Source organism: Krasilnikovia sp. M28-CT-15 (assembly GCF_047159595.1).
In the GTDB taxonomy this organism is placed as follows: domain Bacteria; phylum Actinomycetota; class Actinomycetes; order Mycobacteriales; family Micromonosporaceae; genus Actinoplanes.
In genome coordinates, this window is the sequence record NZ_BAAGAK010000001.1 from 4,008,540 (window position 1) to 4,031,946 (window position 23,407).

A 23,407-nucleotide genomic window follows, 5' to 3' on the forward strand; every position below is an offset into this window, starting at 1 on the left:
AGCCGCCCTGCGCCTTTTTGTCGTGCCGCGATCGTAAGGACCACGGTCTACAGGGACCCGGCAAGTCGTGACGATGCCCACCTTGCCGAGCCCGGAGCAGAGCGCCGTGGTGCGTCGTACGCCTATGATCTCGGCCGTGTATGCGGAGCAAGATCCTCAGATTGCGAATCCGGCAGAGACCGCCGGATCCCTCTCCCCGCAGGCTGCGCCCGATGGGACGCCCCGCCGTCGGCGGCGCCGTGCGGCCCTGGTCATCGGCGTCGTGGCTGCTGTCCTGCTCGCCGCCGGCGTCGTCACCTATCTGGTGCGCGACGACCGCCGATTCGACGCCGTGCCACCTGCATGCGAGACGATTCAGCCGTTCACGGGCCTACTCGGCGTGAACTACACATTGCGGCAAAAGGGGGAGCGCAACTTCGCCTGTGACCTTTGGCTGCCCCGTGACCATCCGGCCTACCGCGCGGCTCCGAAGATTACGTTCGGATTCCTCCTGGCCGACGACGCGTCGGACGCGGCCGACAAGTTGAGGCTCAAGCCGGCACCCGACGTGCGTGCGTTGCCGGGGATCGGTGACGAGGCGTACCTGCAGGACCGGAACGTCTACTTCCGAGTCGGCAACCTGGCTGTCGCAATTTTCGTGTTTCCCAACGAGGTCAGCAACGAGGACCAGGTGAAGGCGTTCGCCACCGCGGTGGCCAACCACCTCAAGACGCTCTGAGCGCGCGCCGGGAACAACGCCGGAGGTCCCGAACTCAGGGGGTCACCGCGTAGCCCGGCACGGACGGCCAGCGCACGGTCAGCACCGTTGATTCCTCCTCGGCGTACCAGGAGTGATCGACGCCGCGGCCCCACAGGACATAGTCACCGCGTTCGGCCAGGACGACGCTGCGGCCGGGCAACTCGACCCGGAAACGTCCGCTGATCAACAGCAGCAGTGCGGTCCGCTGTTCGCCGACGACCCATTGTGCCCGTTGGTCGCCGGCTGGGTGGACACCCCATTTGATCTCGACATCGGTGCTGTGCCGTGGATCGTTCAGGGACTTGAAATGTCCGAGCAGCCACCCACGATCACCGGCGGCGTCGGTGTCGGCATTGCCCACATAAACGTCCTCGGCCACGGGCGCCGACACTAACACGACGTCAGCACCACCAGGCGTGACGGCGCCGCACACCACGCCCGGTCATGCGATCGGCCGATGCCGGGGCGCCCGGAACAGCCCGACCGAGGCAGATGCCTCGCAGGTGCGGTACTCACGCGGTCGCCGCACGATATTCGAACTCGCCAGAACGAGGCACCAAGACGGCGGCGCAGCGTGGATCGGTGGTGTCGTCGACTTCGAAGCCGATAAGAGCCCGCTCGAACGGCACGTCGGGGTAGACGGCCACGGCCACGTCGGCAAGCCAACGGTCGAGTGGGGCCCGCCAGGTCAACGACTCGACCCCGCTGGACGCGTCGAAGGGGTATCCGCCGACCCGCCGGTCGACTCTGCCCAGCGCACCGAGCGGAAGGTAGAGCTCCAGGCTGTCCATTCCGTCCTCGCGGAATGACAGGCCGCCGCAGACAACCCGGTCGCCGGAGGGCAGGGTCAGCGTCCCGCGCAGATGCCCGTGTTCCTCGAGCGCGGCCACCCCGGGTTCGATGTCGTCCATGCCGGGCCCGACGCGGCACTCCCGCACACCTGCGGCACGCCACAGGTACCGTACGGCCCGGTCGAGCCGGGCGTCGTCGGCCCGGCCGAGAAGCAGGAGCAGTTCGTAGAAGCCGCCCCACCAGTTCTCGTCGTCGCGCATGTCGTCCGCAGGTGCCATGCCACCAAGATCCACCATGGGGCGGCGGCTGTCATCCGGTTCCTGTCATACCGCCTGCGTGGCACGGTCAGGCGTCGGTGCCGCAGTCGCCGAGTGGGCTCAAGGTGCTGTCCGTCAGGTAGCCGCCCCGGGTGACGCGTTCATCCGCGTCGCGATCCAGCGGCACGAGCCGCTCGGGGCCCCGTTCCCAGAAGCCGACCCGGTCGTGGAAGCGCACGGCCCGCACCTCCCACACGGACAGCGCAGGCAGATCGCCTCCGTTCCGGCCACCCATGGCGCTCGGGTACCGGCTGACGCCGCGAAGTTCGACGGTCAGTTCCGTGCACGGCGGTACGTCGCTGGTGGGCAGCAGCCGGGGATGGAAACCACCGCGTTCGGGCGAACCGGCGACCACGGAGGTGCCGACGACGGGGACGGGCGACCGGTTCTGCACGACCAACACGTCGGGGTCCCGGCGGGTCCACCACGCGACCCGCTCGGCGTACCGTTGCTGGAAGCGCTGATCGGCGCGGTCCTGCGCCTGCTGCTGGCTGCGCAGCGCCATGAGGCTCACCACCAGCGCCGCGACGGCGACGACCGCGGCGATGGCCGTACCGGCGGCCTGCAGGCGGTCCGCATGCCGCGACGGCGCCGCGTCCGTCGCGGGCGAGCCTGGCCCCTGCGGATCCGGGCCGGCGGTCGGCAGGTACAACCCGGACTGCGTACGTCTCCAGCCTGCCATGCCCCCAGCATGACGGCGTCGCCCACACGAGCGGCGGACCGGGTGGCCGTCGCGGACACGTCAACCACCGGGGACTTGGGGCCAGACGCTAGTCTCGGCAGCCGCACCGAATCGGCAGCACCACAACGGGGAGCCATGGCAGCAGACTCGCACCACCCCACCACGGCCTCGATGGCCGGACTGTATGACCGTCTGTGGGCGGACGGTGACGCCGCGCTACGCTCCGGCACCCATGTGCCCGACGCGATTCCGGTGCACGGCGATCCCCGCTGGGGCCTGAGCGTGGTGCTGCGCATCGACGGCGCGATCGCCGAGCGGATCGCCGCGGAGGCGGCCGCCCTCGCCGAGGCGGGTCAGGCCCCGCACCTGGTGTACCGCCCCGAGGACCTGCACTGCACCATCCGCAGCCTGGAGGGCTTCCAGGACGAAGTGCCTCAGACGCAGGTCGACCGGTACGCCGACCAGCTGAGGCGGGTCACGGCGGGGCTGGGGCCGCTTCGGGTCGCATACCGGGGGCTGGGCGGCGCACCCGGTGGGGTGTTCGTGCGTGGCTTCCCCGATGCCACACTGTGGACGCTGCGCGAACGCCTCCATGCCGACCAGCAGCCGCACGGCCCGTGGGGGGTGCCGAGCGTGGACATCGGCCGCATCCGGGCCACCGCCCACGTCTCGGTCGTGGTGTTCCGGCCGCCCGCGGTCGACGAGACCAAGCTGGCCGAGGTCGTCAGCGCCCGTGCCGAGCATCCGTTCGGGACGGTCGAAGCGACGAGCCTGTCGTTAGTGCGCTACACGCCGACACCGTCCGCGGTGGTGATGGAGGAACTCGCCCGCGTGTCCCTGTGAGCTTCACGCCGGCGGGCGCGTAGCGGGCCATCAGCGTCTGCTCACCTCCGGAGCCGGGAGACAACTCAGTGGCAGGGTTCCTCGCCCTTGTCGAGCGGGTTGCCGACCCCGACCGCGTAGAAGCGCCAGCTCCACGAGTCCGGCTTCAGCTCGAGCTCCAGCACGCCGTGGTGGTCGAAGTCGACGAACTCCCCGATCGGGCGGACGGCCTTCTCGGACAGCTTGCCCTTCGCGTCGCGCCCGCCGTCGCCGGGGCCCGGCCGGTAGTGCGCCTGGCCGCCCGTGCCCACCACGTACTGGCGTACCCCGAGCGGGTCCTGCCGGCCATCGGGGTTGAGCGGGGCGAACCGCTCGTAGTCGGCCTCGTGGCCCGACAGCACCAGCTCGACCTTGTACTTGTAGAGCGTCTGGAACAGGTCCGCGGTGCGAGGGTCGGGGCCGGCGATCCCCGACGACCAGCGCGGGTGATGCCACGCGGCGATCACACACTGGCTCTTGGTGTTCTTCAGGTCGTCGGCCAGCCACGACTCCTGCGGCGACCCGGCGCCGCAGCCCCCCTGCACGGCGGCGCAGTTGGAGTTGAGCACGACCAGGTGCCACCGGCCGAGGTCCTGCGACCAGTAGCCCTTGGTGTCCTTGATCTGTTTTCCGAAGTACGCGGTGAAGGTGTTGGCGTCCTGCACCTTGTACTCCTGGTTGCCGAAGACCGGCACGGTGCGGTCCAGCAGCCGCCCGAAGCTGGGGCCGTACACGGACCGGTACGCGGCCGTGGCGGGCAGCTCGTACTGGAAGTCGCCGAGGCCGAGCAGCACGGCCGGGTTCAGCCGGACCGCCAGGTCGGAGACCTCCTTCTGCTTGCAATGGTCGTGCGCGCCGGTGGCGAAGTCGGGGTCGTTCGGATCGCAGGCCATGTCGCCCACCGCGGCCACCCGGACCGTGTCCGGGTCGGTCGAACAGCGGCCCAGCAACGCCCCCAGGGCGAGCAGGATCACCACGGCCAGCGCGAGTACCGCCCGCGCCCGGCGACGGCCGCGCGGCGCCGGTGCGGCGCCGGCGCCCCGCGCGGTCCGGGTGAGCCCGGCGAGGCGGACCAGGCGGGTCAGACTGCCACGGATCGGCCACCGGCGGCCCGGCGTGGGAACCGGCCGGATCAGGTCGTCGGTCATCCGGCTCGCCTCCGCAGCATCCGCAGCGCCGGGCGCAGTCGCGGCCGGCGCGGCCACATCAGTTCGATCCGCCACCGGCGGCGGTGCCGCATCGGCCACAGTTCGGGGCGGCCCGCGGGCAGGCGGAACAGGTACATGAAGATCAGCGACGCCACGACCGCGACCGGCAGCAGGTACAGCGCGTACCGGCTGATCTTCGCGGGGGTGTAGCGCATCGTCACGGTGCCGCCGTCGGGCAGCAGCCAGCCGCTCATCCAGCCCTGCAGGGTGACCTTGCGGGCACCCTCGACGCCGGTGAGCTGCCAGCCGGGGGCGGCGTTCTCGGCCAACGCCACCGCGGTGTTGCCGGAGGCGGTGACCGCGGCGGTGAACTGGGCCGGGTTCTGCCGGCTGTAGTCCACCGTCGCGGTGGCCCCCGGCGCGTCGTTGCGGACCAGCACGACCGAGTTGGGGGACGCCACGGGGCGCAGCCGCACGCCGCGATACTCCACCTGCGACTGCTCCTTCTCCTTGAGGTCACGCAGCCCGTACAGGTACAGCCGGGTCTCGACCGCGTTCGGTTCCGGCGGGATCAACGCCTCGTACGGCGTCCACTCCTTCACCTTCCACTGCGCCACGGCGGGCAGCGTGCGGCACAGGTCGGGGCCGCGCAGGTACAGGCAGAACTTCGGGTTGCGCAGCGCGACGCTGCGGGCCTGCATGGACAGCTCGTACAGCGACGAGGCACCCATGTCGGCTGCCGGTGAACCCATGCAGGCCAGGTGCCGCACCGCCTTGAGGGTGTAGGTCGTCTCCCCGTCCGCGTCGGTCTTCTCCTCGGCCGCCAGGCCGGCCTGCTCGGCGGTCTCGTCGTCGTAGCGGAAACAGTCCTCCAGCGGCTCGAATGGCGCCAGCACCGAACCGGCCAGGCCGCCGTCGACCCGCAGCTCGTGCTTGCCCGCGGTGAGCTTCACCGTCGCCTCCGGCACGGCGGGTGGGAAGACCGTCTGGTCGGCGACCGGCTCCAGCCTGTCGATGCGCAGGCCCCGGTACTCGGTGACCGTCTTGGTCTTGAGCCGCTCGCCGACGTCGGCGTGCAGGATGATCTGCAGCTGCGGCTCGTCCGAGAGGCTGTCCATCGTGACGACCTTCTCGTACGAGGTCCATTCGTCGTCGATCACCGGGCGGGCGCTCAGCTCACACCCGGCCGCCTCGGCCTGCCAGAGGCAGATCTGTGGGCGGGCGCCGGCGACGTGCCGGTACTGCAGGCGGATGCGGTAGATCTGCCCGGCCTCGGCTTTGCGCACGATCACCTGCGTGCACGCGGCGTGGTCGGCCGCGCTGAGCCGGACCGTACGGTCCGGGCCGGTGCCGGTGATGGTCTGCTGCAGTTGCAGGTCCTTCCACGGCCGCGGCTCGTAGTTGTTGCAGTCGAAGACCGGCGCGTAGTCCGTGGCGTCGACCTTGGCCTTGGCCGCGGCCAGCAGGGTCAGCTTCGTGGCCGAGCCCACCGGCACGGTCGGCGGCGCGGTGCCGGTGCGGCCCCAGTCGTCCAGCGACACCGTACGGGTGCCCGCCTGCACCGCGAGGACCTCACGTCCGGCGGGCAGTGGCACGGCCAGGTCGGGGCGCCGCGACACCGGTTTGCCGTCCACCTTGACCACCGTCGGGTCCTGCAGCAGCAGGCGGTGGTTCGCGGCGTCCATCCGGGGCGTCAGCACGGCGGCGGCCCGGGCCCGCTGGGCGACGGTGTACGTACCGGCCGCCACGTCCACGGTCGTGGTGGGCGAGCCGGAGTCGACCGCGGGCACGGGCCAGTGCACCACGTCGGCGGTGGCCGTGACGGTGGTGTCGACCCGGGGGCTCATGGCGACCGGGGTGGTGTCGACGCGGGCGGCGATGGCGGTCCGCGTGTCGACCGTACCCAGGACCGCGGCGCCCGCGTCGGCCCGGGCGGGCCCGTCCAGCACCCGGTCGTAGGTGCGCACGGTCGGGCTGGTGCCGCCGTTGAACTGCCACAACTGCAACGTCCCGTCCGAGGTGAGCTGCGCCCCGGGCACCTTGGCCATGGCCGCCGACAGCACCCGGTCGTCGGCGAAATACCGGTTCTGCAGCCCGCGGACCAGGTCATGCCGGACGATCACCTTGCTGGCCCCCACCGCGTCCAGCAGCTTCGGCACCGCGGTGAGGTCGCCGGCCAGCAGCGCAGTCTCGATGGCGTGCGTGTCGGCGCTGAATCCGGCGCCGTCGCCGAAGTAGCCGTCCGGCTTGGGCGTGATCACCGGATGCTCGATGAGCAGGTTCGCGATGCTGTCGACACCGAAGAAGCCCCACGTCGTGGGCATCTGGTAGTAGTCGTCCAGCGGCAGGACGAGGACCTTGCCGGGGCGCGGGTCGGCGTCGATGCGCTCGGCCATGTCCCACCAGTCCTGCGGCACCCGCACGTGGGCGGAGGGCTGGGTCGGCCGCTCGTCCGGCATGACCGCGCCCGTGTAGAGCGGAAACGGGTACGCCAGCGCCAGCACCAGCGGGGTCATCGAGAACGCGGCGGTCAACCGGCGGGGCCAGTCCAGCTGCAGGCGGCCCAGGGCGGTCAGCTGCGGGGACCGGGCCCGCCGGAAGCGGCCCATGGTGCGCAGCCGCAGCAGCAGGCCCTCCACGCCGATCGCCAGCATGACCCCGAAGAAGGAGACCAGCAGCTGGCCGAGCTTGCTCATCGGCTCGCGGAACAGCCAGAAGCCGGGCGCGTGCAGGTAGAGGAACATGTTGATCTGGCTCAGCGGCGGCTTCAGGCCCTTGGCCAGGAAGACGAACACCAGGATCAGGGCGAGCAGCCCGAACGCCAGGCGGCGCAGCCGCCGGGGGGCCAGCAGCGGGGCCAGGAACACCAGGCCGGGCAGCAGGTAGCGGATCCAGATCCACGCGGGCTTGTCCAGGTCCGCCGCGAACGGCAGGTACTGCGGCCGGAACCAGGCCCAGTTCGCCACCATCGTGAGGATGTTCGGTGGCGAGTTGTTGACCTGCGACCAGGACCAGTTCGTGGGGTCGGTGAAGGTGGCGTTCGCGGCGGCGCCGCCACCGCCGATGTACGACTGGGCGAGCGGAAGCAGCCAGAACGCGTTGAGCACGAGCGCCCACGGTGTGGCCTTCACGAACCACATCAGCAGGCGACCCGCCTCGCGGCGGCCGAGCACCAGCGCCGCCAGCAGGGGGGTGCCGCCCACCGCCCAGGCGTACGCCACGACCAGCATCGGCGGGTTGAACGCCAGGAACGAGGTGGGGATCAGCGCGAAACCGGCGATCGGGGTGGGCACCCGGCGGCCCATCGCGACCCGCATCGCGATGCCGGTGATCAACGCGACCGAGCCCACCGAGATGATGTTCAGCGGGTTCGGAAGCCGGGTCAGGAAGAACCCGTTGAGCACGCCGAACGCCCCGGCCGCGACGATACCGACCTCGCTGCGCACGAACGCGCCCGCCAGGTAGGCGATGCCGAAGCCGACCAGGCCGTAGATGATGGTGTAGAACAGCCACTGCGCGGAGTACTCGGTGAGCCCGACGGCGCGGCAGCCCCAGATGAGCAGGAACTCGAAGCCGCGCGCCATGGTGTAGCCGGCCGACCCCGTGCCGGTGGTCTGGTGGTTCCAGGACCAGAGGGCCTCCGGTGCCCAGCCGCGACGGATGAACGGGCCCATGTCGCCGGTGGCGATGAATGTGCCGGTTCTGAACCAGCGGCTGACGATCAACGACGACAGTACGAGGACGATCACGTACGGGCGCGCGGCCAGCCAGCTGGCACGGCTGAAGATGCGCCGCACGCTGTCGCCCTCCTCCGGTCGAGCTTTTCAGGCAGATCGGCTGTTGCGCCGCCGCTCTGAGGGATGCAGCCTGTGGGCCGCCTGAGGGTTGCGGCACGTGGCTGCCACCCCCGCGGGTCCGGGTCGGCTCCCAGCCCGGGTCCGGCGGCGGGCTCAGGGCGCCGCGAACAGCACCGGCTTGCCGGTGATCCCGCTGGTCGTGTTGGTCTCGCCGGCCGGGCCGGTGAGCACGGTGTGCCGCACGGTGCTGGCCGGGCTGCGGGCGCCGACCTGCACGCCGTGCCGGGTGACCGCGCGGGGCCGGTCGTCGGTGACGGCGTTGCCGTAGATCTTGTCGCCGTCGCCGATGGAGATGCCGATCCCGCTGGTGTCGAAGATGCCCGCGCCGGTGTTCATCTCCGTGGCACCGCCGGATCCGGGATTGCGGATGTCGTTGCCGGTCACCGTGTCGGGGGCGTTCTTGACCCGGTTCATCGTGCCGGCGATGACGATGGCCGTGTTGCGCGGGTTGACGATGGTGTTGTCCGCGATGACGTTGGCGCCGCCCGCCCGCACGACGTGGTCGCCGGGGGCGGTGCTGTGCCTGCCCCACGGGCCGAGGCTGCCGGAGGAACCGTCGGCGTCACGGTAGTCGTCGTACATGACGATCACCGCGGCGTCGGTGGAGTCGATCAGGCGGTTGCCGCGCACGACCGTGTCGCGCGGGTTGGTGATGTCCTTGTTCGGCCCGGCGTGGGCGTACTTGCTGTTGGAGCGCAGCGTGATGTGGCCGCCGTACATGAGGTTGTCCTCGATCGTGGCCTTGGGCACGCCCTCGAGGTAGAGGTTGCCGTACTCCATGTGCCGGGCCGCCGCGACGGCCGGGTCGGTGTACACCGCGTTGGCGCGGATCGCCGTGCGCACGGCGTTGGTGAAGTCCACGCTGTTGCCGCGGACGGTGCTGTCGAACTGGTTGTGCTCGATCACGGTCCCGTCGTTGCGGCCGCCGCCACCGATGTTGTCCTCGTCGCCGGACTCGGCGCCGCCCCAGTTGTCGAACCGGTTGTCGACGATGTGCACGCCCGTGGTGCCGTGGACCCAGAGCTTGAAGTACTCCAGGTTGGTGAAGCGCACCTGCCGTACGGTCCAGCGGTCGCCCACGCTGACGCCGCCGCCGACGTTCGTGTCCGCACCCCTGCGGGCCCGGAAGTCACACGGCCGGGCCGGGCGCGCCGGCAGGTCGGCCGGCGTGGGTGCGCCCGCCCCCTCACGGCAGTTGCCGTTCACGGTCAGGTCGGCGACCAGGTTGGCGCTGCCGGGCGACGCCTGGTCCTCGGCGTGCACGAGATATCTGTGGGTGAAGTTCGCCCACTTCGACGTGATCATGGCGAGGGTGGTCGCGGTGATGCCCCGGCCACGCAGGTCGACGTTCGGTGGCAGCCCCAGGCTGGAGCCCAGCCGGTAGGTGCCCGGGGCCAGCAGGACCGTGCCGGGACGGGCCGGGGTGACCACGGCACCGGAGCGGTCCACGACGGCCGGGACCGCCCGGGATGCCGCGGTCGCGACCGCTCTCCGCAGCGCGCGGTGGTTGTCCCCCGCGACCGGGGCGGGCGCCGCCACACAGCGCGGGTCGGCGGCGCATCCGGCCCTGGTCATCGGGGCCGGGCTCACCGTCGCCGCCAGTGCGTAGCCGGGGTCGGCAGGCAGGGCCGTGCCGTGCGGGACGCCGGTGGCCGACGTGGCGGGCGACGCCGGGGCGGAGCTGGATCCGGCGGGGGTGCCGCCGCCAGGGGCGGGCCCGGTGGCCGGGGCAGCAGTCGCCGCCGGACGGCCCGGGTCGGTGGGCGGGCCGCCGCACGCGGCCCCGGTGGCCAGCGCGAGCGACGCCAGCACAGCCGCGCACAGGATCCGGGTGACGGGACGGCGCGCCGGAGCGAGGGCCCCGCGCTGTCGCCCCACGACGCCGGGGCCGGCGCTCAAGCGGATCTCTGGGCTTGATCCCGCGCGTCCGCGTCGCCGGGGGCGGACTCGCGCAACGCCAGCAGCCCCAGCGGGACCGCGATTCCGCTGAGCGCCAAGCCGATGAGCACGGCGAAGTAGACCACGTCGGCGTAGCCGAAGGCCTGTGCGGGACCGCACGCCACGAACAGGACCACCGCGAGCACGAGCGGCGGACGCCAGCTGCGTTCGGCGAGCGCGGGCAGGTCCTGGAGCCCGAGCCGGCGGCGGTGCCGGGCCGGTGGCCGCTTCGCCGGCGCCTCGGCGTCCCCGGTCGCGTACTGCCGCGCGGGCACCCGGGGGATGTCGGCGACGGCGTGCGCCACCGCGGTGACCGCGTCGCGTTCCGCGACGACGGCCGCGTACCGCCGCGCGATGTCGTTCGGCGCGGCGTCGGCGGTGTGCTGCGATGCCAGGGCGTCTCCCGCCGTGGCGTCGGCGGTCTGCTGCGGCGCCAGGGCGTCCGCCGTGGCGTCGGTGAGGTCGAGCGACATGGCGACCCCTTCGGCGTCGGTGGCGGCGGACCGGTCTGGTCCGTGCTCTCCCCCATCGGCCGGCGCCGCCCGGGGCTGAGCGTTGCCGCGCATGACCGAGCGCACGTCAGCGTGGCCAAGCTCAGCAGCGGCACCCGCCCAGCCCGTCCCGGGCGGCCGGGTAGGCGCCGCGGGCAGGACATCCTCAAGCCCGGTGCGGGCGACTCAAGGTTGGGTCAACCGGTGGGCAAGGTTGACTCGGGTCCGTGCAGCCGCCCCCCGCGGTGCCGAACCTCGGGACATGCGAATCGTCACCGTCTCCGCCCGCACCGCCCTCAGCCTCGTCGTGGTGGCGCTCGGCCTGTGCGCCGCCCTGCTGGCGCACACCGCGCCGGCCGCGGCGGCGCCGAAGGGCGGGCCGGAGTCGCTCGTGCTGAGCTGGGTCAGCGACGCTGACCAGCTGCGCGTCGAGGGGTTCGCGTACCGGGCCAGGTCGGTGGTCGACATCCGCCTGGGTGACCAGCCGATCCAGCAGGCCCGCACGGACGAGACCGGCCGGGTCGAGGTGACCGTCCCGGAGTCGATGATCGCCGCGGGGCAGTCCGGTGCCAGCATCATCGTCATCGGCCGTTCCGTCTCGGGTGCCTCCCGGGTGCTCGTCTCCGCGGTGCCGCCCCGCGCGGCCGTCCGCGGCCCGGTCGACCTGCTCCCGTGGGCGGTGGGTGCGCTGGCCGTGACCGGCCTCGGGCTGGCCGCGCTGCGCCGCCGGGGCCGGGTCACCGCGGGCACCCACCGCGCCGCCCGCTTCGCCTGACCTGCCGCCCGAGGCAGGAACCATGACCGGCCGCACCGCACCTGATTCGCTACCGAACGCTGCCCGGGTCGCGCCCCCGCTTACGCAACATGGTGCGCGGACCCGTCCGGGTCCGGCTCCCCGGAAAGGTCAGCGAATGGGATTTGCGGCGCGCACGCTGGTCGAGGCGGTCCTCGGCCCGGCGGCAATCGTCGACCCGGACGGACGGGTCCTGGTAGCCAACACGCGGTGGCGGGAGTCCGAGCAGGACGGCCCGCTGCACGCGCCCGAGGGCACCGGCCTGGCCGGGTCCATTCCCGGCTGTGCCGCCCACGCCGGGATGATCAACGCGGTCCGCACCCTGACCCCCGGCACCCCGCCGGTCGTGCTGCGCTGCAAGTGCGCCGCGTCGGGGCAGCAGACCGTACGGATCTCGCACCTGGAGACCGACTGCGGCGACCACCGGCGGCTCGTGACGACCGAACAGCGCGTCGTCGGGCCCGTCGACACCAACGCCGACGACGCCGCGGCCCGCGCCAAGTCGCAGTTCCTGGCGCTGCTCGGCCACGAGATCCGCACCCCCGTGACCGCCGTGGTCGGCATGGTGGACCTGCTGCGCGCCCTGCCGTTGCAGCAGGACGTGCGCGAGGTCGTCGACGGCGTGCACCGCTCGACGCATGCCCTCAAGCATCTGACCGACGACCTGCTCGACCTCGCCCGGCTGGAGACCGGCCGGCTCAACCTCGAGCGGCGGCCGGTGCCGCTGCGCCCGCTGCTGGAAGGCATCCTGGAGCCGTTGCAGCAGCAGGCCCGCAGCAAGGGCATCCTGCTGCTGGCCGCGCTGGGCCCCGACATGCCGACCACCGTGCTCGGCGACCCGGACCGCCTGCGCCAGGTGCTCACCAGCGTCGTCGGCAACGCGGTCAAGTTCACCGAGCACGGCGAGGTCATCATCACCGCGGCCCGGGAGGGCGACGGCACGTACGTGCTGGCCGTCTCCGACACCGGGCCCGGCATGGACGACCAGGACCGGGCCCGGGTGTTCGCCCCGTTCGTGCAGGCCGACTCGTCCGCGGCGCGCCGCCACGAGGGCGCCGGGCTGGGTCTGGCGCTGGCCGCCCGCCTGGTGCACCGCATGGGCGGCGACATCGACGTCACCTCCGAGCTGGGCAAGGGATCCGAGTTCCGGATCCGGCTGCCGCTGGAGCCGGCCAACGTCCGCAAGGCGGCCGGGGACCAGCCGCTGGCCGGCCGCCGGATCGCCGTGATCGCCCCGTCGCCGCGTTCGGTGCAGGCGCTGTGCTGGCTGCTGGAGACCGTCGGGGCGCAGGCGACGCCGACCGTGCTGGCCGACGTGGTGATGGGCAAGCTCGACGTCGACACCGTGCTGTGGGTCGACGACTCGCATGACCCCGAGGCGAACCGGCGCGTCGACACGATCATCGAGGCGCTCGGGCCCACCGGCCGGGCCCTGATGATCAGCACGACGGACCCGCGTACCGGCATCGTGCGCAAGCCCGGCGTGCTCACCGCCCCGCTGGTGCTCAAGCGCCTGGTCGCGGCGCTGAACCTGGAACGCACCGGGGTGCGCGGCGCGCCGATCACCGTGCCGAAGCTGGCCGGCGGGCGGGTGCTGCTGGCCGAGGACAACGACATCAACCGCAACGTGTTCCGCCGCATGATCGAGCTGCTCGGCGTCGAGTGCGACGCGGTCGGCGACGGTGCCGCCGCCGCCGAGGCGGTGCTGGGCGACAAACCGTACGACGTGGTGCTGATGGACCTGCAGATGCCGGGCACCGACGGGCTGGAGGCCACCCGGATCATCCGGGCGGCGGGCAACGCCACGCCGATCATGGCGCTGACCGCGACCGCGCTGCACGGCGACAAGGAACGCTGCCTGGCGGCCGGGATGAACGGGCACCTCAGCAAGCCGATCACCCTGCCGGAGTTGCGGGCGGCGCTGCAGCCGTACCTGTCCGACCAGGCCCCGGTCGCCGACGAGGCCGACGCCGCGGAGGCCGAGTCGGAGCCGGCCGAGGCGCCAGGGCCCTGCGTCGACCTGGGCAAGCTGCGTGATCTGGAGGAACAGCTCGACGACCGGTCCCTGGTGGTGACCACGGTCAACACGTTCCTGTCCCAGCTGGACGAGCGGCGCTCCGCGCTCAGCGAGGCGCTGCGCCGCCGGGACCGCAACGCGCTGCGGGCCACCGCGCACACCCTCAAGTCGTCCAGCGCCCTGCTCGGCGCGGACCCGCTGGCGTCGGCCTGCGCCCGGGTCGAGCAGCTGGCCATCGCCGAGGCCGGTGAGCAGGAGCTGGCCACCGAGGTCGCCGAGGTCGAGCGCGCCGTCGCCGGCGCCGTGCAGGCCATGAACAGCTACCTCGCCGACGCTGGCCGCGCGGGATGACCGTGCGGCGGCACAGGATCTACGTCACTTCGGATCACATCTGCAGGAACGGTAGCGATATGGGACTCGTGTTCGGCAGCTGGCGGCAGTGGGCGCGGCGGGGACGGCAGACTGTCCACCTCGACCGCGAGCCCACCGTGCCCGCCGCAGACCCCGGCTCCCCGGTCGACGACGACGTCGCCCAGGCCGAGCTGGAACTGGCCCGCCAGCGCAACGCCGACCTGGAACGCACCGTACGGGAGCTGACCCGGTCGGTGGCCGAGCTGGAGGCGTTCTCCCGGGAGATCAGTCACGACCTGAAGAGCCCGCTGGCCGGGATCTGCGGGTACGCGCAACTGCTGGCGCACGTCGACTTCGGCGTGCCCCGCCCGGTCGAGTTCGACGAGTTCGTCACGCAGATCAGCAACGGCACCGAACGGATGCGCTCGCTGATCGACGACATGCTGACGTACGCGACGGCCCGCGGCGGCCAGTTGCAGGTGTCGACGGTCGACCTGACCGCCCTGGTGGCCGAGGTGGCCGCCGCGCAGACCAGCGAGGTGCGGCACCGCTCCGGGGTGGTACCCCGGATCACGGTCGACCCCCTGCCCCCGGTACGCGGCGACGAGATCATGCTGCGCCGGGTCTTCGACAACCTGGTGTCCAACGCGGTCAAGTACGTGCGCCCCGGCGAGGCCGCCCGGGTGCACATCTCCGCCCGCGCGAGCGCCGAGGGCTGGCTGCGCGTCGAGGTGACCGACGCCGGTATCGGCATCCCGGACGGCCAGCACGAGTCGATCTTCAGCGAGATGCACCGGGCGCACGCGGAGAAGGGCTATCCCGGCACCGGGCTCGGCCTGACGATCTGCCGCCGGATCGTGGAACGCCACGGCGGCGCGATCGGCGCCGACCCGACGTTCAGCGACGGCACCCGCATCTGGCTCACCCTGCCCACACCCGCCGCGCTGGAGGCGTTCGAGCCGGGCACGGAGCACCTCGCGGTGCAGTGACCCCTGCATTCTTGCGCCCGGCCTGACCTGTTCTTGAGGTCGGCTTGAGACGCCGAGCCGATCGAACCGAGCGACGACCAGATCCACACGGAGACGAGGCCACACATGGACGTCAGGCGACTGTCCGCCACGATGGGAACCGCGCTGCTCGGCGCGGTCGTGGCCGCCGCGGGGCTGCCCGGGGTGGCGTACGCGGCGCTGGCCGCACCCACCGGGTTCACCGTGGCGCGCGCGGGCGACGACCCGCACAAGGTGCAGATGTCCTGGAAGCCGGTCACCGGCGCGGACCACTACACCCTCGACATCATCGACCGCGACGTGCAGTCGGTCGTCACCCTGCCGGCGACGGTCACCAGCTACACGCTGGACAACCCGGACCCGTGCTCGTCGTACAAGGTCCGGGTGGGTGCCGCGGAGGCCGGTGGCCAGGCCACCAGCACCGGGTACACCACGCTGCGCTCGCTGACCCCCAGTGCGGTCCTGGGCCAGACCACCAGCCACGACGACAACGGCGCCACCGGTGTCGTGACCTGGAACTCCCCGGCCTGGGCGGGCTACACCCCGCTCACCGGCTACCACGTGGTCTTCACCCGGCTGTCGGACAACAAGGTCCTGGCCAACCAGCGCAACACCGACCGTTCGTTCCGGTACGCGGTGGACCCGGCGGGCACCTACAACGTCGAGGTGACCGCGGAGAACGAGTTCGGCGGCTGCCTGACCGCGAAGTCGCTGCTGGACAAGTGGCGCCCGGCCGACCCCACCAACCTGGTGGTCGAGCGCAAGGCGGACGCCCCCGAGCTGGCCAACGTGACCTGGAAGGCACCCACCGGCCAGCCCACCCCCACCTACTACCAGGTCCAGTACGGCCTGGGCGCCATGCAGGCGACGGTCAAGGTGGACGCGTCGGCCACGTCGACCGTGCTGAAGCTGGACCCCACCAAGGCGTGGAACCTGGAGATCCGCTCTTACAACGCGAACGGCGGCAGCAACCAGCTCAAGGGCACGGTCCCGGTCTGGGACGGCACGGCCGCCGCGGCGAGCCCCGCGCCCACCGCCTCGCCGGTGCCGACCACCGCGCCCGAAACGACGGCCCCGGCCCCGGCGCCGAGCGAGCCCGCCTCGAGCGCGCCGCCGTCGAGCAGCGACAAGACCCCGCCGACGATCTCCGCCACGGTGTCGCAGCAGCCGGTCAACTTCTGGAACCGCACCCCGGTCACCATCCACTACACCTGCTCGGACGGGCAGTCCGGCATCGCCACCTGCCCCGACGACGTCACGGTGCGCACCAACGGCGCCCAGCAGACCATCGTGGGCACCGCCGTCGACAAGGCGGGCAACAGCGCCTCGGTCCCGGTGACCCTCAACATCGACCAGATCGCGCCGCGGGTCACCGCGAGCGTGTCCGGTGACGCGAACGGCGACGGCTGGTACACCCGCCCGGTGACCGTCCACTTCACCTGCACCGACGAGGGCTCCTCCACGCTGCTGAGCTGCCCGCCGGACGAGAAGGTCGGCACGGACGGCGTGGGCCGCACCGTCACCGGCACGGCGATCGACAAGGCCGGTAACACGGCCACCGCGACCGTGACCCTGAACGTGGACCTGGACGCCCCCGACGTCACCGCGAAGGTGATCGGCGACGTCAGCGCCGACGGCTGGTACCGCAGCGCGCCGACCGTCCACTTCACCTGCAAGGACACCGGCTCCGGCATCGCCGACTGCCCGGCCGACCAGAAGGTCGACACCGAGGGCGCCGACAACACCGTCAGCGGCACCGCAAGCGACAAGGCCGGCAACGCCAGCACCGCCTCGGCGATGGTCAGCCTCGACCGGACGGCCCCGCAGATCACCGCTTCCGTGCTCGGCGAGCCGAACGCCGACGGCTGGCACCACAGCGCCCCGGTCGTGCATTTCACCTGCGCCGACACGGGTTCCGGGGTGGCCAACTGCCCCGAGGACCAGCCGGTGTACACCGACGGCGGCAAGCAGCAGATCACCGGCACCGTCACCGACAAGGCCGGTAACACGGCCACCGCGGCCGTGACGGTGGACGTGGACCAGGCCGTGCCGCAGATCAAGGCGAGCGTCGTCGGCGAGGCCAACGCGGCCGGCTGGTACACCACGCCCCCGACGGTCCACTTCACCTGCGCCGACCTGAGCTCGGGCATCGCGAGCTGCCCCGCCGACAAGGTGATCGGCACGGACGGTGCCGACCAGGAGGTGCTCGGCCTCGCGTACGACAAGGCGGGTAACACCGCCGCGGCCACGATCAAGGTGAGCGTCGACCGGACCGCACCCGCGATCACCGCCTCGATCGTCGGCGACGCCAGCGCGGACGGCTGGTACCGCACCGCCCCGACCGTGCACTTCACCTGCACCGACGCCACCTCCGGCGTGGCCGACTGCCCCGCGGACGTCCCGGTCACCGCCGAGGGTGCCAACCAGCGGATCAGCGGCTCCGGCACGGACACGGCCGGCAACCCGGCCAGCGCCACGATCACGGTCAACGTGGACCTCACGAACCCGGTGGTGAACGCCACCGTCGCCGGTGAGCAGAGCGCGGACGGCTGGTACCGCACCGCCCCGACCGTGAAGTTCACCTGCGCCGACGTCCTGTCCGGCGTGGCGGCCTGCCCCACCGACCAGCAGGTCACCAAGGAGGGCGCCGGGCAGAGCGTCACCGGCTCCGGCACCGACAAGGCCGGTAACCCGGCCAGCGCCGACGCGAAGGTCAACGTCGACCTGACCGCCCCGGCGATCACCGCCACGGTGATCGGTGAGAAGAGCGCCGACGGCTGGTACCGCACCGCCCCGACGGTCCACTTCACCTGCGCGGACACCGGTTCCGGTGTGGCCAGCTGCCCGGCCGACCGTACGGTCACCACGGACGGCACCGGCCAGTCGATCAGCGGCACCGTCACGGACAAGGCCGGCAACACCGCCAACGCCTCGGTCACGGTCAACGTCGACCTGACCGCCCCGGCGATCACCGCCACCGTGGTCGGCGACGCCGGCGCGGACGGCTGGTACCGCACCGCCCCGACCGTGCGCTACACCTGCACGGACAACCTGTCCGGGGTGGCCGCCTGCCCGACCGACGAGAAGGTCACCGCCGAGGGCGCGGGCCAGAACGTCACCGGCACCGGCACCGACAAGGCGCGCAACGCCGCCACCGCCCGCACGAAGGTCAACGTCGACCGGACCGCGCCGACGGTGACCGTCACCGGCGCCGGCAACGGAGCCAAGTTCGGCCCGGACGCCATGCCGACCATCGGCTGCGCCACGGCGGACTCCGGGTCGGGTGTGGGCACCAAGGCCGAGGCCACGATCGACATGAACGACCGCGGCGGCTACACGGTCACCTGCGTCGGCGCCAAGGACAAGGCGGGCAACGCCGCCAGCCCGGTGACGATCAGCTACACCGTCAAGCCGACCGTGGCGTGGCTCAAGGAACTGACCCACAAGTACCTGGCCACGGCGAACCACGGCACGCTCACGGATCTGGACAACAAGCTGGATCACGGCCAGTTCGCCCTGTACTCGCTGAAGATCCTGGGTGAGGCCGTCAGCAAGAAGCCCACCGTGACCCCGGCGAACGCGGCTGCACTGATGTACTGGGCGGCTGTGCTGGACCTGCAGAACTAGCCAGCCGACCGCAACCGGAGCCGGGGCCCGTACGGGCCCCGGCTCCGGCATGTGCGCGGGCGACGCAGGACGGCAATACGGATTCCTGAGGATCGGCTGTCAAGCTTGTCGCCGTCTTGAAAGGCCGCAGAGGCTGCGTTGAGCTGGGCGGCCGACATTAGCGGCATGACCGTAACGCTGTCCCCGCTCCCCGCAGGCCGTACGGCGCACCACGTGCTCAGCGCCCAGGCCGTCGAGATGGCATTCCAGCCCGTCGTCGAGCTGTACGACGGGACCGTCAAGGCGTACGAGGCGCTCGCCCGCTTCGACCCGCACTTCACCACCCCGGCGCACGCGTTCAAGGCCGCCAGCGAGGCGGGCATCGGCGTGGAGCTGGAACTGCTGGCGATCGAGCAGGCCCTGCTGAGCCTCGACCACATCCCGGCCGGTACGTGGCTGAGCACGAACCTGTCCGCCGAGGCGCTGATGAACCCGGTAGTGATCAACACGCTGCTGGCCCACGCCGACCGGGGCATCGGGGTCGAGCTGACCGAGCACACCCAGGTGCACGACTACGACGCGCTGGTGCAGGTCACCAACGAGCTGCGCGCCGCCGGGGTGCTCATCGCGGTCGACGACGCCGGCGCCGGGTTCGCCAGCCTGAGCCACATCCTGCAGCTGCGTCCGGACATCATCAAGCTGGACATCACCCTGACCCGTGGCATCGACACCGACCCGGTACGGGGGGCGCTGGCCCGCTCGCTGGTCAGCTTCGCCGACGACATCGGCGCGATGCTCATCGCCGAGGGGATCGAGACGTTCGCCGAGCACGAGAAGCTGCGCGGGCTCGGGGTCCGGCTCGGTCAGGGCTTCTACATGGCGTCACCGGGCCCGCTGCCGACGGCTCAGGTCGCGATCCCGGCCTGAGCAGCCGCCGGCGCCCGGTGCCTGCCGGGTCGAGCGCGTGGCCCGGAGGAAAGTTCAGACAGCTCGGCGCACGGTTCCGCTCAATATCCACGGCGCCTGGGCGATAGTCGAGTCGGCCACCGGCCTGGGCATGCTGGCCCCGATGCCGCTGATCGCGCTCGGCACGCACCTGCGCCTGGCCCTGCCACTGCTGGTGCTCAACGGCGCGGGGTACCTCGCGCTGGCCGCGACGGTCGGCGCGCCCGGCGGCTGGTATCCCGTCCTGCACCTGCTCGGCTTCGGCGCGGTCGCGGCCGCCTGCGCCGTGCAGGGCCGCGACAGCGCCCGCCGACGGCGTCGGTTGACCGAGCTGTCCCACACGGACGCGCTCACGGGCCCGCTGAACCGTCGCGGGTTCGAGCCGCGCGCGACCGGACTGCTGCACCCCGGCCAGGCCGCCGGCCCGGTCCTGGTCGACCTGGACGGGTTCAAGTCGCTCAACGACACCGCCGGGCACGCCGCGGGTGACGAGCTGCTGTGCTGGGTGGCGAGCACCCTGACGGCGCAGGCGCCGCCCGGGTCGGTCGTCGGCCGCCTCGGCGGTGACGAGTTCGTGGCCGTGCTCCCGGCCGCGGACGTACGGGCGTACGCCGAACGGCTGCGGACGGCGCCGGCGGCCCGCACCGCGGCCAGCGTCGGGGTCGCCTCGCTGGACGCCGACGGCACCGGGTACGGACCCGGGGATCCGGGCCCTGCCCGCACCGGCGGTCCAGATCCGCTCAACCTCCATCGCGCGCGGGCGATAGAGGGGTGTGGCGAAGCCCTCCGCTGCCCGCCCGCCGTCTGGATGGTCGACCATGCCCGCTGACGCAAGCACCGACGCGCCGCGTACGCGCGCGGACGCGCGCGCGGCCATTGTGCGCTCCAGCAGCCGCCGCGCCATGATCACCCCGGCCGTCATCGGCCTGTACCTCGCGGCCACGCCGCACGGCACGCACCGTCCGGCCATGGTCGGCATCATCGCCGCGATGGCGGCCGTCGCGGCCGCCACCTGGCGGGCCGCGCCGTGGATCGCCCGCTCCCGGGCGCGCGTCGCGGTGCAGGCCGTCGGCGTGCTGGCCAACATCCTGGGCGGCGCCGCGGTGACCCTGCTCGACGGCGGGATAGCAAGTCCCCTGGGCGCGCTCCTGCCCGGCTCGGTCCTCTTCTACGCGATCATGATGCCGCCGCGGATGTTCGCGGTCGCCGCCGTGAGCGCCGCGATCGCGTACTGGACCGTGGCCGTGCTGGGCGAGCCCGCGCCCCCCGGGTACGCCGTGGTCTACACGCTGGGCATGGGCGGGGTCTCGTACATCTGCCTGCGGCACGCCGCCGCGGTCACCGCCCTGCGGCGCCGCCTGTCCGAGGTGTCCCGCATCGACCCGCTCACCCGCAGCCTGAACCGCCGCGGCTTCGACGAACGCCTCGAAAACGCCGTCGACCAGGCCACCCGCACCGGCGAACCGGTCACCCTCATCCTCACCGACCTGGACAAGTTCAAACTCATCAACGACACCTGGGGCCACAAGGCAGGCGACGACGTACTCGCCGCCACAGCCCGCACCATGCAGGACGCCCTACGCGACACCGACCTGGTCGGCCGCCTCGGCGGCGACGAATTCGGCGCCCTGCTCACCGGAACCGGCCCGGACGACGCCCCTGCCATCGTCCAACGCCTACGCACCGCCCTCGAGAACGGCGCCCCCGCCAGCCTCGGCTACGCCTCCTGCCCCGCCGAAGCCACCACGGTCGAAGAACTGCGCCGCCTCGCCGACAACCGCGCCTACGCGGACAAGACCACCCGCACCGACCGCGTCCCCGCCGAGGGGCACGTCGAGCGGGCCCGCGAGCAGGCTGCGGGTCCCGCGGCCACCCGGGTCACCCGCACCGAGCGCCGTCGCCGGTCCATCGCCGACATGGGCAGGCTGTGCGCCGCCGACAGCTCTGTCGGCGTCGTGTACGCCGCTGGGTTCGCCGCGCATTCGCCGCACCGGGTGACCATCGGCCTGGCGTGTGCCCTGGGCGTGCTGTACGGCGTGGCGGTCGTCGCGCTCTCCGGCTGGCTGAGCCGTTCGGCGTACGTGCGCCCGATCATGGCGCTCAACGCGGTGCTGCTGTTCGCCCTGGCGATCGTCGTGCCGGTACTGGACGGCGGCGTGGCGTCGGCGACCGGCGTGGGAATGCTGGCGCCGATGCCGCTGATCGCGCTCGGCGCGCCGCTGCGTGTGGCCGCGCCCATGCTGGTCCTGGACGCCGTGGCCTACCTGGTGCTGGCGGCGACGGTCGGCCACACCGACCCGGCGTACGCGATCATGCATCTGGCCGGTTTCGGCCTGGTCACCGCCGCCTGCGCCGCCCAGGGCAGCGCCAGCGCCCAGCGGCGGCGCCGCTTGACCGACCTGTCCCAGACGGACGCCCTCACCGGCCTGCTGAACCGGCGCGGGTTCGAGGACCGGATCGGCGGCCGGTTGCGCACCGGCGACCCGATGGGCCTGGTGCTGTTCGACCTGGACGGCTTCAAGACGCTCAACGACACGGCCGGGCACGCCGCGGGTGACGAGCTGCTGCACTGGGTGGCGACCACGTTGACGGCGCAGGGGCCGCCCGGGTCGGTCGTCGGCCGCCTCGGCGGCGACGAATTCGTGGCGCTGATCCCGGGCGCCGAGGTGCGGGCGGTCGCCGAGCGGCTGCGTGCCGCGCTCGCGGCGCGGACCGCCGCCAGCGTGGGTGTCGCCGTGGGCGGCGCCGACGGCGGCGGTTTCGCGGCGCTCTACGCGCACGCCGACGCGCAGCTGTACGCGGAGAAGGCGGTACGCCGTCGCAGCTCCGCTCCGGCGGTAGCCGGCGTCACCGGCACGTGAGTGTTTGCGGGACACCGCTCGCTCGGGCGCCCCTGAGTGAAGGTCAAGATCCGGCGCAACATCAGTGGCTCAGCGCGCGGTCAGCGTGACCGTGGCCTGGGTTATCGCGGGCACCGCCAGCAGCGCGGCGCGCAGCTCGTCCACGCGCTGGATCAGCTCGTTCGCCGGCCCGTCGGCCGAGGCGGGGGCGATCCAGACGTTCACCAGCAGCTGGGCGGGTCCGACGTAGACGGCCTGCAGGTCGCGCACCTCGCCGGCCCAGGTCCGGTGGATCAGCTCGCGGAGCGGTTCGAGGACGTCCGCCGGCGCGGACTCCTCCAGCAGCAACGCCTTTGATCGGCGGGCCAGCAGCACCGCCACGACGATCAGCAGCACCCCGATGCAGATGCTGCCGGCCGCGTCCCAGCCAGCCCACCCCGTCCACGCGTGCAGCAGCAGTGCCACCAGCGCCAGCGCGAGACCGATCAGTGCGGCGGTGTCCTCCAGGTACACCGTGGTCGCGCTGGGGTCGGAGGCCCGGCGCAGATGCTCGATCATGGAACGGCGCCGCCGCGCGGCGTCGGCCCGCAGCTGGCGGCGGGCGGTGTGCCACGAGTACGCCTCCAGGAACGCGGCGACCACCAGGACGCCGACGCCGACCCACAGCGAGTCCAGCGGCTCGGGCATGAGCAGGCTGCGCACCCCCTCGCCGATCGACAGCGCGCCGCCGATGAGGAAGATGCCGAGCGCGGCCAGGAACGCCCAGAAGTAGCGTTCCTGGCCGTACCCGAAGGGGTGTTGCGCGTCGGGCCCCTTCCGCGACTTGTGCAGTCCGATGAACAACAGCACCTCGTTGCCGCTGTCCGCGTAGGAGTGCGCGGCCTCGGCCCACAGCGAGGCGGAGCCGGTCAGCAGCGCGGCGATCGTCTTGGCGATGGCGATGGCGACGTTCGCGAGGACCGCGACCACCACGGTACGGGTGCTGTCCCCGGCCGGCGCGGCACCGTCCTGCTGGTCCATGGC

Annotated in this window: 17 protein-coding genes; 9 read left to right on the forward strand and 8 right to left on the reverse strand. The window is 72.4% G+C overall.

Going from position 1 to position 23,407, the window contains the following annotated elements:
• Nucleotides 1-67 precede the first annotated feature (67 nt).
• Nucleotides 68-718, forward strand: a complete 651-nt coding sequence (locus tag ACMCNO_RS18460) for a hypothetical protein (protein ID WP_412750681.1) — start codon at nt 68-70, stop codon at nt 716-718.
• 34 nt (nt 719-752) lie between these two features.
• Here ACMCNO_RS18460 and ACMCNO_RS18465 read toward each other — a convergent pair whose 3' ends face one another.
• The 3 genes from ACMCNO_RS18465 to ACMCNO_RS18475 form a co-directional block, all read right to left on the reverse strand.
• Nucleotides 753-1,118, reverse strand: a complete 366-nt coding sequence (locus ACMCNO_RS18465; protein WP_412750682.1) for a signal peptidase I — start codon at nt 1,116-1,118, stop codon at nt 753-755.
• Between the two features lie 133 nt (nt 1,119-1,251).
• Nucleotides 1,252-1,809, reverse strand: coding sequence for a hypothetical protein (locus ACMCNO_RS18470; RefSeq protein WP_412750683.1), 558 nt, complete (start codon nt 1,807-1,809; stop codon nt 1,252-1,254).
• 67 nt (nt 1,810-1,876) lie between these two features.
• On the reverse strand, nt 1,877-2,530 hold the full coding sequence (locus ACMCNO_RS18475; protein WP_412750684.1) for a hypothetical protein: 654 nt from the start codon (nt 2,528-2,530) through the stop codon (nt 1,877-1,879).
• A 135-nt stretch (nt 2,531-2,665) separates the two neighbouring features.
• On the opposite strand from ACMCNO_RS18475, the gene ACMCNO_RS18480 reads away from it, so the two are divergent.
• Nucleotides 2,666-3,373, forward strand: a complete 708-nt coding sequence (locus ACMCNO_RS18480; protein WP_412750685.1) for a 2'-5' RNA ligase family protein — start codon at nt 2,666-2,668, stop codon at nt 3,371-3,373.
• A gap of 65 nt (nt 3,374-3,438) precedes the next feature.
• Here the strand turns inward: ACMCNO_RS18480 and ACMCNO_RS18485 are convergent, their stop codons facing one another.
• From ACMCNO_RS18485 to ACMCNO_RS18500, 4 genes are all read right to left on the reverse strand, one after another.
• Nucleotides 3,439-4,539: a metallophosphoesterase family protein gene (locus ACMCNO_RS18485; protein WP_412750686.1), complete on the reverse strand. Its 1,101-nt coding sequence runs from the start codon at nt 4,537-4,539 to the stop codon at nt 3,439-3,441.
• Nucleotides 4,536-8,336 carry a hypothetical protein gene (locus ACMCNO_RS18490; RefSeq protein ID WP_412750687.1) on the reverse strand — a complete coding sequence of 1,267 codons (3,801 nt, stop codon included), beginning with the start codon at nt 8,334-8,336 and terminating at the stop codon, nt 4,536-4,538. Before ACMCNO_RS18490 ends, ACMCNO_RS18485 begins: the two co-directional genes overlap by 4 nt.
• A 153-nt stretch (nt 8,337-8,489) precedes the next feature.
• Nucleotides 8,490-10,295: a hypothetical protein gene (locus tag ACMCNO_RS18495; protein WP_412750688.1), complete on the reverse strand. Its 1,806-nt coding sequence runs from the start codon at nt 10,293-10,295 to the stop codon at nt 8,490-8,492.
• The gene (locus tag ACMCNO_RS18500; protein WP_412750689.1) at nt 10,292-10,807 is read right to left on the reverse strand and encodes a hypothetical protein; all 516 of its coding nucleotides are present in this window, start codon (nt 10,805-10,807) and stop codon (nt 10,292-10,294) included. The genes ACMCNO_RS18495 and ACMCNO_RS18500 overlap by 4 nt, the downstream gene beginning before the upstream one ends.
• A 280-nt stretch (nt 10,808-11,087) precedes the next feature.
• Here ACMCNO_RS18500 and ACMCNO_RS18505 point away from each other — a divergent pair, with 280 nt between their 5' ends.
• From ACMCNO_RS18505 to ACMCNO_RS18535, 7 genes are all read left to right on the forward strand, one after another.
• A complete protein-coding gene (locus tag ACMCNO_RS18505) occupies nt 11,088-11,600 on the forward strand; it encodes a hypothetical protein (RefSeq protein ID WP_412750690.1) in 513 nt (170 codons plus the stop codon).
• Nucleotides 11,601-11,736: 136 nt separating this feature from the next.
• Entirely contained in the window at nt 11,737-13,986 is a 2,250-nt protein-coding gene (locus ACMCNO_RS18510) for an ATP-binding protein (protein WP_412750691.1), read from the forward strand.
• Between the two features lie 59 nt (nt 13,987-14,045).
• Nucleotides 14,046-14,975, forward strand: coding sequence for a sensor histidine kinase (locus ACMCNO_RS18515; RefSeq protein WP_412750692.1), 930 nt, complete (start codon nt 14,046-14,048; stop codon nt 14,973-14,975).
• A gap of 105 nt (nt 14,976-15,080) precedes the next feature.
• Complete coding sequence (locus ACMCNO_RS18520) at nt 15,081-18,620, forward strand: Neogenin (RefSeq protein ID WP_412750693.1); 3,540 nt, start codon at nt 15,081-15,083, stop codon at nt 18,618-18,620.
• 165 nt (nt 18,621-18,785) lie between these two features.
• Nucleotides 18,786-19,526, forward strand: a complete 741-nt coding sequence (locus ACMCNO_RS18525; protein ID WP_412750694.1) for an EAL domain-containing protein — start codon at nt 18,786-18,788, stop codon at nt 19,524-19,526.
• Between the two features lie 142 nt (nt 19,527-19,668).
• Nucleotides 19,669-20,373, forward strand: coding sequence for a GGDEF domain-containing protein (locus ACMCNO_RS18530; RefSeq protein ID WP_412750695.1), 705 nt, complete (start codon nt 19,669-19,671; stop codon nt 20,371-20,373).
• On the forward strand, nt 20,363-22,405 hold the full coding sequence (locus ACMCNO_RS18535; protein ID WP_412750696.1) for a diguanylate cyclase domain-containing protein: 2,043 nt from the start codon (nt 20,363-20,365) through the stop codon (nt 22,403-22,405). Before ACMCNO_RS18530 ends, ACMCNO_RS18535 begins: the two co-directional genes overlap by 11 nt.
• Nucleotides 22,406-22,474: 69 nt before the next feature.
• Here the strand turns inward: ACMCNO_RS18535 and ACMCNO_RS18540 are convergent, their stop codons facing one another.
• Entirely contained in the window at nt 22,475-23,404 is a 930-nt protein-coding gene (locus ACMCNO_RS18540) for a cation diffusion facilitator family transporter (RefSeq protein ID WP_412750697.1), read from the reverse strand.
• Between the last annotated feature and the right edge of the window lie 3 nt (nt 23,405-23,407).

Bases quoted from the DNA above. Each gene is read 5' to 3' on its own strand.
- ACMCNO_RS18520 (WP_412750693.1), top strand. From the start codon at position 15,081: ATGGACGTCAGGCGACTGTCCGCCACGATGGGAACCGCGCTGCTCGGC.
- ACMCNO_RS18535 (WP_412750696.1), top strand. From the start codon at position 20,363: ATGCCCGCTGACGCAAGCACCGACGCGCCGCGTACGCGCGCGGACGCG.
- ACMCNO_RS18475 (WP_412750684.1), bottom strand. From the start codon at position 2,530: ATGGCAGGCTGGAGACGTACGCAGTCCGGGTTGTACCTGCCGACCGCC.
- ACMCNO_RS18540 (WP_412750697.1), bottom strand. From the start codon at position 23,404: ATGGACCAGCAGGACGGTGCCGCGCCGGCCGGGGACAGCACCCGTACC.
- ACMCNO_RS18530 (WP_412750695.1), top strand. From the start codon at position 19,669: ATGCCGCTGATCGCGCTCGGCACGCACCTGCGCCTGGCCCTGCCACTG.
- ACMCNO_RS18505 (WP_412750690.1), top strand. From the start codon at position 11,088: ATGCGAATCGTCACCGTCTCCGCCCGCACCGCCCTCAGCCTCGTCGTG.
- ACMCNO_RS18525 (WP_412750694.1), top strand. From the start codon at position 18,786: ATGACCGTAACGCTGTCCCCGCTCCCCGCAGGCCGTACGGCGCACCAC.
- ACMCNO_RS18480 (WP_412750685.1), top strand. From the start codon at position 2,666: ATGGCAGCAGACTCGCACCACCCCACCACGGCCTCGATGGCCGGACTG.
- ACMCNO_RS18510 (WP_412750691.1), top strand. From the start codon at position 11,737: ATGGGATTTGCGGCGCGCACGCTGGTCGAGGCGGTCCTCGGCCCGGCG.
- ACMCNO_RS18500 (WP_412750689.1), bottom strand. From the start codon at position 10,807: ATGTCGCTCGACCTCACCGACGCCACGGCGGACGCCCTGGCGCCGCAG.
- ACMCNO_RS18485 (WP_412750686.1), bottom strand. From the start codon at position 4,539: ATGACCGACGACCTGATCCGGCCGGTTCCCACGCCGGGCCGCCGGTGG.
- ACMCNO_RS18515 (WP_412750692.1), top strand. From the start codon at position 14,046: ATGGGACTCGTGTTCGGCAGCTGGCGGCAGTGGGCGCGGCGGGGACGG.
- ACMCNO_RS18470 (WP_412750683.1), bottom strand. From the start codon at position 1,809: ATGGCACCTGCGGACGACATGCGCGACGACGAGAACTGGTGGGGCGGC.